Source organism: uncultured Oribacterium sp., assembly GCF_902481605.1.
GTDB classification, from domain to species: Bacteria; Bacillota; Clostridia; order Lachnospirales; family Lachnospiraceae; genus Oribacterium; species Oribacterium sinus.
This window is the reverse complement of record NZ_CABSXI010000002.1, coordinates 39,336-52,303: the sequence shown is the minus strand read 5'-3', so window position 1 is coordinate 52,303 and position 12,968 is coordinate 39,336. Positions and strand designations below refer to the sequence as shown.

13 protein-coding genes are annotated in these 12,968 nt (G+C 43.0%); 8 read left to right on the top strand and 5 right to left on the bottom strand.

Annotated features, from left to right (window positions below):
* Positions 1–10 precede the first annotated feature (10 nt).
* The 3 genes from RDQ32_RS00935 to RDQ32_RS00925 form a co-directional block, all read right to left on the bottom strand.
* Positions 11–388, bottom strand: a complete 378-nt coding sequence (locus tag RDQ32_RS00935) for a hypothetical protein (RefSeq protein WP_007156674.1) — start codon at positions 386–388, stop codon at positions 11–13.
* Positions 389–508: 120 nt separating this feature from the next.
* On the bottom strand, positions 509–1,012 hold the full coding sequence (locus RDQ32_RS00930; RefSeq protein ID WP_308578797.1) for a Csac_0668 family 2Fe-2S cluster-binding (seleno)protein: 504 nt from the start codon (positions 1,010–1,012) through the stop codon (positions 509–511).
* 54 nt (positions 1,013–1,066) lie between these two features.
* Positions 1,067–1,279, bottom strand: a complete 213-nt coding sequence (locus RDQ32_RS00925; RefSeq protein WP_007156672.1) for a helix-turn-helix transcriptional regulator — start codon at positions 1,277–1,279, stop codon at positions 1,067–1,069.
* A 468-nt stretch (positions 1,280–1,747) separates the two neighbouring features.
* Between RDQ32_RS00925 and pth the strand changes: the two genes are divergently transcribed.
* The 8 genes from pth (at position 1,748) to RDQ32_RS00885 (ending at position 10,623) form a co-directional block, all read left to right on the top strand.
* A complete protein-coding gene (pth, locus tag RDQ32_RS00920; protein WP_308578772.1) occupies positions 1,748–2,341 on the top strand; it encodes an aminoacyl-tRNA hydrolase in 594 nt (197 codons plus the stop codon).
* Entirely contained in the window at positions 2,334–5,759 is a 3,426-nt protein-coding gene (gene mfd / locus RDQ32_RS00915; protein WP_308578771.1) for a transcription-repair coupling factor, read from the top strand. Before pth ends, mfd begins: the two co-directional genes overlap by 8 nt.
* Positions 5,760–5,939: 180 nt before the next feature.
* Complete coding sequence (locus RDQ32_RS00910; RefSeq protein ID WP_007156668.1) at positions 5,940–6,212, top strand: HU family DNA-binding protein; 273 nt, start codon at positions 5,940–5,942, stop codon at positions 6,210–6,212.
* A 4-nt stretch (positions 6,213–6,216) separates the two neighbouring features.
* Positions 6,217–6,456 (top strand): RNA-binding S4 domain-containing protein, encoded by a 240-nt coding sequence (locus RDQ32_RS00905; protein ID WP_007156667.1) that lies wholly within the window; start codon positions 6,217–6,219, stop codon positions 6,454–6,456.
* Between the two features lie 26 nt (positions 6,457–6,482).
* Positions 6,483–6,761: a septum formation initiator gene (locus RDQ32_RS00900; RefSeq protein ID WP_242650879.1), complete on the top strand. Its 279-nt coding sequence runs from the start codon at positions 6,483–6,485 to the stop codon at positions 6,759–6,761.
* A 116-nt stretch (positions 6,762–6,877) separates the two neighbouring features.
* Positions 6,878–7,900: a tRNA lysidine(34) synthetase TilS gene (gene tilS, locus RDQ32_RS00895; RefSeq protein WP_308578770.1), complete on the top strand. Its 1,023-nt coding sequence runs from the start codon at positions 6,878–6,880 to the stop codon at positions 7,898–7,900.
* A 48-nt stretch (positions 7,901–7,948) separates the two neighbouring features.
* Positions 7,949–8,479, top strand: a complete 531-nt coding sequence (gene hpt / locus RDQ32_RS00890) for a hypoxanthine phosphoribosyltransferase (protein ID WP_007156664.1) — start codon at positions 7,949–7,951, stop codon at positions 8,477–8,479.
* An 80-nt stretch (positions 8,480–8,559) separates the two neighbouring features.
* The gene (locus RDQ32_RS00885; protein ID WP_308578769.1) at positions 8,560–10,623 is read left to right on the top strand and encodes a glycoside hydrolase family 13 protein; all 2,064 of its coding nucleotides are present in this window, start codon (positions 8,560–8,562) and stop codon (positions 10,621–10,623) included.
* Positions 10,624–10,908: 285 nt separating this feature from the next.
* On the opposite strand, the gene RDQ32_RS00880 is transcribed toward RDQ32_RS00885, so the two are convergent.
* Together RDQ32_RS00880 and RDQ32_RS00875 are read right to left on the bottom strand one after the other, a co-directional pair.
* Positions 10,909–11,142, bottom strand: a complete 234-nt coding sequence (locus tag RDQ32_RS00880) for an HPr family phosphocarrier protein (protein ID WP_183681446.1) — start codon at positions 11,140–11,142, stop codon at positions 10,909–10,911.
* A gap of 244 nt (positions 11,143–11,386) precedes the next feature.
* A complete protein-coding gene (locus RDQ32_RS00875) occupies positions 11,387–12,964 on the bottom strand; it encodes a D-alanyl-D-alanine carboxypeptidase family protein (protein ID WP_308578768.1) in 1,578 nt (525 codons plus the stop codon).
* Between the last annotated feature and the right edge of the window lie 4 nt (positions 12,965–12,968).

Sequence of the window (12,968 nt, the reverse complement as noted above, 5' to 3'; positions counted from 1 at the left end):
TAACACCTCATTAAAATAAATCTTCTAGCCTTTTCCAGTTTTCATTATTCATTTCTTTTGTGTAGTTTGTATTGTTAATATAAAGTCTTGTATCTTTATCTCTAACAAACCCCCAATTTATTTTACGCCTATATGCGTAATCCTTAAAAGCATAGAATTTATTTTCGATTTGCTCATCAATATTTTCCAGCTTACCTTTCTTTACCATATCCTTAAGTTTCCTTGAATTAGTTTTTCTTTTTTCACTAATATAATCTGCAAGTGGTTGGCTTTTTTCATCGGCATCTTCTATAATCTTTTTCATAGCTTTTAAAATAGCCTTTGCTGAATACTGAGCCACTTTTATCTCAATATTTATAGCCTTATTATTAACTTCATCATTTACCATATAGGTGACCTCCTTTCCGGTAAAAATAAAAAAGCGGCCCAGACTTTTACATCTGAACCGTTAAAATTTTAATTCTATAGTTTTTTATTATTTTTAATTTTATTACTGTTGTGACGTACTTTATAAATTATGTTTCGCAAACTTTTGTTTGCTTTTTAATGCCTTATTGATGGTTTCTTGAATAAAAGGACTACAGCATTTTCCCAAAGGATTGTTAATTTCGCACTTTCCATTTTTCATTGCCCCTGTAAGTCTAATAATATCTTTAATATTCTTTGCACCATCATCTAAAACAGCATTTATAATTTGTTGCTCTGTAACTTGGTTGCAATAGCATATATATTTGGGATTTGCATCCTTTTTAAACCATATAGGAACTTTTACATCTTCCTTATAAAAAACTCTTTCATTGTTTAAGTTATAATACACGACATCACAATCTTCATTCATACATAAATAGTAAGTTTCTTCATCTACAACCTTTCCCATAAGGTTTTCTGATACCATATGCTTTACAGTTATATTCTTAACCTTTTCTCCTCTTTTGTGACATTTGGGGCAATTTGCTTTTTCTTCCACTGTACCAGTGGTTTTTTGTATTGAACCTCAGCAAGATTGACTTATCTTATTTTCTTGACTCACTTTATTTCCTCCTTTCTAAAAAATATTTTCTTCATTTTATTCCACCTCATTTCTATGAATTTCTATAACATCTTCAATTCTGCAATCCAATGCCAGGCAAATCTTTTCTAATGATTCTAAGTTCACATAAGAGTTTTTGCTCATTCTAGAAACTATGTTACTTGTTATGTTTGCAGCTCCTTTTAAGTCTTCTTTGTTCATTTCTCTTTCTACCAATAAGTGCCATAATGGTTTATAAGAAATTGCCATATTATTACCCCTTATCCGTTTTATTGTTAAGATATATTATATCATAAATAGGCTGATAAGTCACTTTAGCCTATTTTATACTTGTGCTTGCGTTAGTATTTATTGAGATAGTCCTTGTTTTTTTCCTTGTCCCACTTGGAACTGCTCCAAATCCCTGAACCATAGAACAGTGAAGAACTGTAAGAATTCCAAAGCTGAAGCGATTGATGCAGTATGGGCCTGTAAAAGGGGCAATCTGAGCCCGTCGGTACTTGCGAAAAACACAGAAACTGTGTTTTTCGCTTAGTATCCGCTACGAGGCGAGGTTAGCGGGAGCGTGCCCCGCTTACAGGTCCATACTGCATCAGAGCGTGGTCTATATCGCTTATAGTTCTTCGCTACGAGGCTTCCACCTTGATTCGTTTGGAAAAACCCTCTATAATACGCCTTGTGCTTTAATCGAGCTTAAGAATAGAGAGAGGGAAGAAAATGTGGTTAATTGCAGGATTAGGGAATCCGGAGAAAAAATATGTGGGCACAAGACACAATGCCGGTTTTGCAGTGATTGATGTGCTTTGTAAGGAGCTGGGAAACCTGTCTTTGGAAAGCACCAAATTTCGTGGTGCCTATACCAAGACCAGAATTGGCAGCGAAGAGGTACTTCTTTTAAAGCCCCTAACCTATATGAACCTTTCCGGGGAATCCATCGTGCCTCTGGCTCAGTATTTTAAGATTCCCAAGGAGCAGATTCTGGTGCTCTCCGATGAGATTTCCTTTGCCCCCGGAGACATTCGCATCCGGAAGAAGGGTTCTGCCGGAGGGCATAACGGGCTGAAAAACATTATCGCCCACCTGCATAGTGAAGAGTTTCCCAGAATCCGTTTAGGGGTGGGGGCCAAGGGAGAGAAGGAAGATCTTGCCCACCATGTGCTTTCTCCATTTTCCAAGGAAGAACAGGCGGAGATGGAAGATGCCTATGAGAGAGCGGCAAAAGCCTGCATTGCCATCGTGGAAAAGGGGATTGATCAGGCCATGAACGAGTTTAATCAAAAGAAGAAGGGAAAGGAAGAGGCTGATGCATAATCTGGAAAAAATGCCGGAGGAGGGCATTCTTCTACCAAAAAATCCGGCGAGTAAAACCCGGATTTTTTTTGCACTTACGGAGGCTTTGGAAAAGAAAGAGCCCTTGTTTGTGGAGGGAATTTCCGACTCCCTAAAGTCCCTTTTGGCTCTTGGCTTTAGGGGAAAATGGATTCTTTACCTTTGTAAGACGGAGGAGCGGGCAAAGGAAATTCTTCAGGACGGTAAAATCTTTGCGGAGAATTGCCTGCTTTTTCCGGCGAAGGACTACCTTTTTTATAAGGCAGATACCAGAGGAAACTATATCAGTAGAGAGCGAAGTGAGTGCCTTAGGCAGCTGGTGGAGGAGGAAGAGGGAGTGCTTGTGACTACTCTTCCGGCAATGCTGGAAAAGTTGGAGGGAAAAAATGCCTTCCGTCAGGCAGTGTTTACGGTGCATCTGGGACAGACTCTTTCTCTGGAGAGTTTGCAAGAAAGTCTTCATTCCCTTGGATATCAGAGGGTGGACCAGGTGGAGAGCAGAGGAGAGTATTCCCTTAGGGGAGGAATCCTGGATGTCTTTTCCAACCAAATGGAGGAGCCCCTTAGAATAGAATTTTTTGATGATGAGGTGGACAGCCTTCGGTATTTTTCTTTGGAAAGCCAGCGTTCTTTGGAACAGGTGGAGGAAGCCAATATTTACCCGGTGTCCGAGCAGGGAAAGCCCTCTTCCTTAAAGGCTTTTTCTCTTTTAGATTATCTTCCTAAGGATTGTCTGGTGATTGTGGATGAGCCGGTGAGAGTTTTAGAAGAGGGAAAAAGGGTAGAGGAGGAATTTATCGCCTACTTTTCCCAAAGGGCTGAAGCGGAAAAAACGGAGGCAAATCAGGAGAAGGATCAAAGGCCATTAGACCTTTTCTCTGTGAGGACTCTCATGGAGGAATGTGCTTCCCGCCCCATCTTCTTCTTTTCAAGCCTTGGAGGACTTTCCGAATGGGGGGAGGTCTTTGAAAATCCGCTAAAATCCATTTCTGTTGAATGTAGAGAAATTCCCTTTTACGGTAAGCAGTTTGCCCAGTTTAAGGGGGATATGGAAAAATATAAGAAGGAGAAGGTTCGGATCTCTTTGTATTCTCCTTCTCAAAGCAGAGCCTCCCGTCTGGCGGAAGAGTTAAGAAAGGAGGGGCTTTCCGCCTATTGTCCGGATAGACTTTCCGAAGACAGGGAAGAGGGAGAGGACACGGAAAATGCGGGAAGCATAAGGGTATTGCCCCGGTATCTTCGAAAGGGCTTTTATTTGCCTAAGGAAAAGCTTCTGGTAATGACGGAGCAGGACCTATATGGGCAAAGCCTTGCAGGAAGAAAACGTCGGAAGAAAAAGCAGGTGGAAAGTCTCCATATCGGTTCTTTGACGGAGCTCCATAAGGGAGACTATGTAGTGCATGAAAGCCACGGTATCGGCATTTATGAGGGCATTGAGCGAATCGTAACGGATGGCGTCAGCAAGGACTATTTAAAGATTCTCTACGGAGACGGGGGGAATCTGTATTTGCCGGTAAATAAATTGGACGGTATTGAGAAATATGCCGGAAAGGAGGCGAAGGCTCCTAAATTAAATCGCCTAAACGGTTCAGAATGGCAGAAAACCAAGTCCAAGGTTAAGGGGGCGGTGCGGGAAATCGCCAAGGAGCTTTTGGCTCTCTATGCCAAGAGGCAGGAAGAGAGAGGCTACCCCTTTGGAAAGGATACGGTTTGGCAAAGAGAATTTGAGGAGGCCTTTCCCTACGAGGAAACCGGAGATCAGCTTCTGGCTATTGAAGCCACCAAGGAAGACATGGAAAGTGAGAAAATCATGGACCGGCTGGTTTGTGGGGATGTGGGCTACGGAAAGACAGAAATAGCGCTTAGGGCAGCCTTTAAGGCGGTGCAGGACTCCAAGCAGGTGGCCTACCTTTGCCCCACCACCATTTTGGCCCAGCAAATCTACAATGGCTTTGTGGAGAGAATGAAGGGCTTTCCGGTGGAAGTGGGAATTCTTTCCCGTTTTCAGAGTCAAAAGGAAGTCCATAAGACCCTGGAACAGCTTGCCAGCGGACGAATTGATATCTTAGTAGGAACTCACAGATTACTTTCCAAGGATGTGCATTTTAAAAATCTGGGGCTTCTGGTGGTGGATGAGGAACAGCGCTTCGGGGTACAGCATAAGGAGCGCATCAAGTCCTTAAAGGAAAATGTGGATGTGCTTACCCTTTCCGCAACCCCTATTCCCAGAACTCTCCACATGTCTTTGGTGGGTATTCGAGACCTTTCCATACTGGAGGAAGCTCCCATGGACAGACTTCCCATCCAAACCTATGTAATGGAAGAGGAGGAGGGCACCATTCGGGAGGCCATTTCCAGAGAGCTTCGGCGAAACGGTCAGGTTTACTATGTGCATAATCGGGTGAAAAGCATAGAGGATACGGCGCTTCGCCTGCAAAAACTGCTTCCGGAGGCTCGTATTGCTTATGCTCACGGGCAAATGGGAGAGAAGGAGCTGGAAGAAATCATGCTTTCCTTTATTGCCGGAGAAATAGATGTGCTGGTATCCACCACCATTATTGAAACCGGACTGGATATTCCCAATGCCAATACCCTGATTATTCAAGATGCGGATAAGATGGGGCTTTCCCAGCTTTACCAGATTCGAGGCAGGGTAGGAAGATCCAACAGAACCTCCTATGCATTTTTACTATATAAAAAAGGAAAAAGCCTTACAGAAGAGTCGGAAAAGCGCTTAAAGGCTATCCGGGAATTTACGGAGCTGGGCTCCGGAATTCGTATTGCTTTAAGAGACCTGGAAATCCGCGGGGCGGGAAATGTATTGGGAGCAGAGCAGCACGGCCACATGGAGGCGGTGGGTTATGAGCTCTATACCAAGTTGCTTCGCCATGCGGTACTTTTGGAAAAGGGAGAAAAGCAGGAAGAGGAGGACTTTGAAACCCAGCTGGATGTGGATCTGGACGCTTTTATTCCGGAAAACTATATGGAAAATGAGGAACAGAAGCTGGAGGCTTATCAAAAAATTGCTCTTTTAAGCAGTGAAGAAGAGAAGATGGATTTGGAGGATGAGCTGACAGACCGTTACGGAGATCTTCCCTATCAGGTGGAAAATCTCTTCCAGGTGGCAAGCCTTCGAAATCTGCTTCATAAAATAGGGGTAACGGAGTGCAAGATCAAGAGGGGAGAAATTCACTTTTTATTCTTCCCTAAGGCGAAAATCAATACCGCTGCCATTCCTACCTTGATTTCCGAGTCCCGGGGGGAGATTCGATTTGTAAATGGAGAGAGTCCCAAGCTTTTATATAAAAAGAAGAATTTGCGGGATTTGCCCAAAATTCAGGAAAGTATGGAAAAAGCAAAGGAAATAGCAGAAGCCCTGCTTCTCCCACTTTCCCCTTAAAAAGAAAGAAAAACTATCAAATTTTTTACAAAAATAGAGAAAAAACATAGGAAATCCATGGAAATACAAGGCTTTCATTGACAGGAGAAAAGGAGAAAGTTATAATGCACTCGTATGTGGGGAGTTGTGCCCCAAGTAACAAGACTACGCCGAAAAATCGGCGATTATGGAGGATGAAAGATGAATAAAGTAGATTTGGTTTCCGCAGTAGCAAAGCAGGCAGAGTTATCTAAGAAGGATGCGGGATTAGCAGTTGAGGCTGTTTTTGATGCCATTTCTGAGGCTTTAGAGAAGGGGGATAAGGTTCAGCTTATCGGTTTCGGAACTTTCGATGTTTCTGAGAGAGCTGCAAGAGAGGGACGTAATCCAAGAACCGGAGAGACTATGAAGATTGCTGCTTCCAAGGCTCCAAGATTCAAGGCAGGTAAGGCTTTAAAGGATCGCGTGAACTAATTTCATGCGACTGGATAAGTATTTGAAGGTATCTCGTCTCATAAAAAGACGCACAATTGCTAATGAAGCCTGCGATACCGGTCGAATATCTGTTAACGGGAAAGTGCAGAAGGCTTCCTACGACGTAAAGGTAGGAGATGTCATCAGCATTCGTTTCGGAGAAAAAGCAGTAGAAGCCAAGGTATTGTCGGTGCAAGAGACTGTGCGAAAGGATGAGGCGGCAGAGCTATTTCAATATCTATGAGAAAGCAAGAGAAACAGAAAAGAAAAGTGTTTAAACATGGGGTTACTGTCCTGGGATTGTTCATGGTGGTAGCCCTTCTTGCTATTGTTATTTTTGTTCGAGGCAGAGAGCTTACGGAGAAAAATAAAAATTATCTTGCTATGGAAGAGAGTTTGGCTGAGGAGTACAGTAAGGAAGAGCAACGAGCTAAAGCTCTGGAAGAAAAAAAAGTCTATGTGAAGACCAAAGAGTATATCATGGAAGAGGCAAGAGAGATATTTGGATTGCAGATGCCGGATGAGATTATTGTAAGGCCGAAAGAGTAAAGACTGAAAGAGGAAAACCGTATGTCATAGACTTTATCTATGCCATAGGGTTAGGATTAGAGAAAAGCGAAAGAGGAAGATTCTTCTTTCGTTTTTCCTTTGTATACAGGGATAAAATGAGAAAAGGAATCGATACCGAGCTATTTTTACAAGTGAAAAAACAGCAGTGGATACGGGAAGGGGAGCAGATATTGCTGGCTCTTTCCGGCGGTGCGGATTCCATGTATCTTTTGTATTTTTTAAAGGAATTACAGAACCATCTTTCTTTTTCTCTTAGAGCCATGCATGTGCAACATGGCATTAGAGGGGATGAAGCTGTAGAAGATGCCACATTTTCAAGGCAGCAGGCAGAGCTATATCGAGTGCCTTTTTTGGAATATACTTGTTCCGTACCGGACTATGCCGAGGAAAATAAGCTGGGAATAGAAGAGGCGGCAAGGACACTTCGCTACAAAGCCTTAAAAGAAGAAGCCCTTCGTTGGCAGGCGGAAAGTGGCCGAAAAACTAAGATTGCCTTAGCGCATCACATGGATGATCAGGCGGAAACGATATTGTTTCATTTGATTAGAGGTGCGGGATTTTCCGGAATAAGCGGAATGAAGGCAGAAGAGCTTCTGTCAGAGGCCGGGATTACCCTTCTTCGCCCCCTCCTGTCTTTACGGAAAGAGGAAATTCTGAAGCGACTGGAGGAATTGGGAATTCCCTATCGGGAGGACAGCACAAACCGGGACAAAAGTTATGCCAGAAATTATCTTCGTTTGGAAATTTTAACTGCTTTGGAGAAGATTAATGCCGGAGCGGTTAAGCATTTGCTGGAGGCGGCGGAGCTTTTTTCGGAAACGGAAGCCTATTTTCAAGAAAAGGCGACAGAATGGATAGAACGATACGGAGAACGGAAGGAAAGCTCTAGGGGAAAATGCATTTCTCTGTCTATTCCTCAATTAAAAAAGGAAAAAGCCCTTTTTCGCAGAGAAATCTATAAGGAAGCCATTTTCTTGTTAAGAGGCAATACCACAGAATTTGGAAAGCTACATTACCATGGAATTGACCGCTTGTTGAAAAGAGGAAACGGGGGCAGACTTTCTCTCCCGAAAGGGGTGAAGGCGGAAGTGGAACAAAAACGACTGCTTTTAGAATAGTTTTATAATCCGGAATATTGTAGGAAAATAGTAAATGAGGGACTCAATATGGAAAAAGAAGAAAAAATCCGAGTACTGTTTTCGGAAGAGGAAATTGAAAAGCGGGTAAGTGAACTGGCTGAGGAGATTGGAAGAGACTATGCCGGGAAGGATCTGCATTTAGTCTGTATTTTAAAGGGGGCTGCTCCCTTTATGTGTGAGCTGGCGAAAAAATTAAACAATCCCGGAGTTTCCATGGACTTTATGGCAGTTAGCAGCTATGGTTCCCAAACCCAAAGCTCCGGGGTAGTAAAGATTGTAAAGGATTTGGATGAGCCCTTGGAAGGAAAGAATGTTCTATTGGTGGAGGACATTATCGACACGGGAAGAACCTTACACCATTTGGAACATTTGCTTCGGGAAAGGCGTCCCGCTTCTTTGGAAATCTGTACTCTCTTGGATAAGCCTGAGAGAAGAGAGGTAGAGGTAGATGTAAAATACAAGGGATTCTGGGTTCCGGATGTTTTTGTTGTAGGCTACGGCATTGACTATGCCCAGAAGTATAGAGCATTAAACTATATCGGAGAAGTGATTCTTTAAGTTTCAAAAGTTTTGATAAGAATTCTGGAATGGCGGTATCGCTTTTTTCAGGATTGGGGGAGTAAAGGAGGATTTCCGAAATGGAGGAAAGAGGAATCAATCGAGAGGCCTTATATAGCATAGGAAAGGGGTTTTATCGGGAGCCGGAGGAGAGCCCGGCCTTTTCGGATGTGACCATACGTTTTCGTACCCTAAGAGAGGATGTAGATAGAGTTTTGCTTTATCTTCCGGATGAACAGCAGATTTATCCTATGCAGTTGGAAAGCAGTGATCACTATTTTGATTACTATGAAATGGAAATAAAACTGAAGGATAAACCTTTGCATTATTATTTTCGTATTGAAAAGGGAAAAGAGGTCATTCATTACAATCGTTTAGGTGTGACGGAAGATTTGGACATTCAATACGCTTTTTCCATTTTTCCGGATTTTTTTGTTCCGAACTGGATTAAAGGTGTCACCATGTATCAAATTTTTGTGGACCGTTTCCGAAACAGTGACGGAAAGAATAATGTAGAGGACAGGGAGTATATTTATCTGGGGCGTCCCGTGGTATCGGTTTCAGATTGGGATGCCCCTGTAGAGTCCTTTGATGTACATCGTTTTTATGGCGGCGATTTGGAAGGGGTTTGGGAGAAGCTGGATTACCTGGAACATTTGGGGGTAGAGGTTCTTTATTTCAACCCGCTCTTTGTGTCTCCCTCCAATCATAAATATGATACCCAGGATTACGACCATATTGATCCCCATTTGGGGAGAATTGTGAATGATGGGGGTAAAGTGCTTCCAAAGGGGGGAACAGACAATAGAGAAGCCTCCAAGTACAGTATTCGCAGTACAGATAAAGAGAATCTGGAGGCCAGTGATACTCTGTTCTTACTTTTTGTGGAGGCTTGCCACAAGAGGGGGATGCGAGTGATTATCGACGGCGTTTTTAATCACTGCGGTTCCTTCCATCGCTATATGAATGCTTCCTATTTCTACAAAACCGGGGAGGATTCACCCTATCCCAAGGGGGCTTATGAAAGCTATTACAGTCCCTATCTGGATTATTTTCATTTTTCGAAGGAAGAAGAGAAGGATTGGCCGGAAAATGACAGCTATGAAAAATGGTGGGGAAACGACACCCTGCCAAAATTGAATTACGAAAATGCTCCCAAACTGGAGGCGGAAATCTTAGGGATTGCCAAAAAATGGGTTAGTCCTCCCTTTTCCTGTGACGGCTGGCGTTTGGATGTGGCGGCAGATTTAGGGCACAGTGAAGCCTATAACCACAGATTTTGGAAGAAGTTCCGAAAAGCCGTGAAGGAGGCCAATGAAGACGCGGTAATTTTAGCAGAGCATTACGGAAATCCCAGTGCCTGGCTGAAAGGGCAGGAGTGGGACAGCATTATGAACTACGATGCCTTTATGGAGCCGGTAAGCTGGTTTCTGACCGGTATGGAAAAGCATTCCGACAGGGCTGAGCCGGAGAAATTCGGAGATGGAGAGCTATTCTTTAACACCATGCGTTATAACATGGCAAAGCTTCCGGAAAATGCCTTGGATGCTGCGATGAATCAGCTGTCCAACCATGATCATTCCCGTTTCTTAACCAGAACCAACAGAAGAGCCGGAAGAATGAAAGATGGCTTTGATGATGCGGGAATCGGCATTGACTACGGGCTTTTCCGTCTGGCCAGTATGCTTTTGTTTACTTGGCCGGGAGCACCTACCCTGTTTTATGGTGATGAAGTAGGCGTATACGGATGGACTGAGCCGGATTGTCGTAGACCCTATCCTTGGGGAAAGGAAGATTTGGAGCTTTTAGAATATCATCGGTATTTGATTTCTCACAGAAAGGCTTCACCTGCCTTAAAAAACGGAAATCTTATGCTCCTGAAAAGTGGAAAAAACTGGGTATCCTATCTTCGATGCAGTGAAAATCAAATCGCTCTGATTATTATATACTGCGGAGATGAGGACTGTACTTTGGATATCCCCCTGTGGAGGGCATCCATTACGGATAAGATGGAGATTCGAAGAGTACTGAAAACCGATGGAAGAGGCTACAATGCCGGACAAACCAAGCGTTATACGGAAAATGGTATCCTTTCCAGTAGGTTAAGAGCAAAGACAGGAAAGATTTACCTCATAGACTTTTAAACTTTACAAGGATTAGAAAACGAGATATCGCACACTACGCGTGCGATATCTCGTTAAGAATAAAAAAGAGCTACAGAAAAGAGTTCGTTCTTTACTGTATAGCAAGTCTACCTTAGGAGCACGCTCCCGCTAACCTCGCCCTGCAGGGGATACTAAACGAAAAACTTCATAATATTCGTTTTTCGTAAGTACCCGCGGGCTCAGATTACCCCTGTCGGTAGACCGGCTATACAGTTACAGAACTGAATTACAATCTTTTCTGTAGCTCTTTTTGTTTTATTAATCTTATTCGGATACTACAAAAGTCGAGAGCTTATCCTCTACGAACTTTACGCGCTCTTCCGGTACGGAAAGCTTATGAACCTTTCCTACCCCAAGATACAGAATTCCTAAAATGGATTTTGCGTCTACGCAACGGTTTCCGTCGCATAAATCCATATCAAAATTGAATTCTCCTGTAAGCTCTACAAATTCGTTTACACTGTCCGCATTGGGAATCATAATGTGTAATGTTTCCATTCTTATCCTCCTTGATTAACTGCTCCTATATTCCGTCTTTTTTTTTGTGATTAAAATCATATAGTATTACGACAAACTACTGAAAAAAATAATAGTAACGTATTAAGGATTTTATCACGCGGTATTATGGAGAACAAGAAAGATATTCTAAAAATTCTACGATATTTCCTAAAAAAACTATTTTTTTTCCATAGCTTTTCTCAAGATGAATCTTTCGAGATTCAAAAAAGGCCTTCCTGTTCAACTATTTTTTCTGCCTCTTTCGCTTTTCAAACATCAGGTCACGTTTCGCCTTTTGTTCTCGGCTAAGATCCTTTGTGTGCTTTAACATTCTTTTTCTTCTTCTGGCTCTGTAGAATTCTTCCCTTCTTTGAAAAAAATAGAGAAAGAGAAGAGAAAGAAGCACCAGAGTGAATATAGCAAAAAGAATCTGAAGCACCCGTAGGATAGGCTTTTGCAGGATGATTTTTCCTGCCTTCTTATCGAAGACAATGGGTGCGTGGTTTATTTTGTCCATGGCTGTGGATTCTTCCGCCTTGCTTTCATTTTCCTGATTTTCCATGGCTACGGAGATCTGCTTGGGAATATTCTCCGCCTTCTTTAAAGAAGTATTGGGAAGATCCTTGTTGTCTTCCTCTTTTTTAGAATCCTCCAGGTACACATAAGCTGTGCCTACCGTTCTTCCATCGTACTGATAGAGAATTTTGGCTATCTTGCCGCTGGCTTTTTCCTCATCGCTAATATCGTAGGATAGGGTAGAGGCAATATCCGTTAGGGGAATATTTTTGGGAAGACAAATCTGCTCATCTCTTCCTACGGTAAAATGCAAAGCCTCCACCAAGGGAAGTCCGTCCACCGTCCAAGGATTTTCCAACTGGGCAAAGCGCCTATCATTGCTTTCCGTAGGATAAGAGTTGAAATTGGCAAAGCCGAAATCGAAGAGCTTTTTGCTGTCCCGGTACTGGGAATTATGACCGTTTAAGATAACACAAATTAGGGTAGTATCCCCTCTTTTGCAGGCTGTCACCAAGGTATTTCCGGCAAGAAGGGTATATCCGGTCTTTCCGGCAAATACACCGCTGTAATACTCCTTATTGCTTTTCTTCATCATCTTATGGTGAGCATAGATGGTGTTTTCCGGGGCATTGGGGTCCGGATATTTAATCAAGGGGCCATGAGTGTATACCTGAGTGGCATCAATCTGACAAAATGTCGGATTGCTTATGGCGTACTGCATGATTTTTGCCATATCCAGGGCACTGGTGTAGTGTTCCGGATTGTTCAGTCCGGAAGGATTGGTAAAATGAGAATTTGTACAGCCGATTTCCGCAGCCTTTTGGTTCATCAGTTCCGCAAACTTTTCGTTGGAGCCGGCCACATGCTCTGCCAGTGCATTGGCGCAGTCGTTGGCGGAATGGAGCAGAAGGGAGTATAGACAGTCTCGAACACTTAACTTATCTCCCGGAGATGCGGCAATGACGGTGGAATTGTTTTCCAGATTTCCTCTGGTGGCTTCCTGGGAAAAGGTGACCTTTTCTTCCAGATTTTCCACGTGCTCTAACACGACGATGGCCGTTAAGACCTTGGTAATGGAGGCGGGAAAGTAGTGAGTGTTCTCGTTTTTAGCATAGAGAATCGTGGAGGACTTGGCATCCATCAGCAAAGCACCATCCGCCTCAATTTGGTCTACACAAGTGGGCCAGGTATCCGCCAAAGCTTGTTGAGAAAACACAAAAGAAAAAAGCATGGAAAAAAGCAGAACAAAATATAGGCTGTTTCTACTGTATCGACTCAGTTTATTTTTCAGAGATTGCTTTATCATTTTC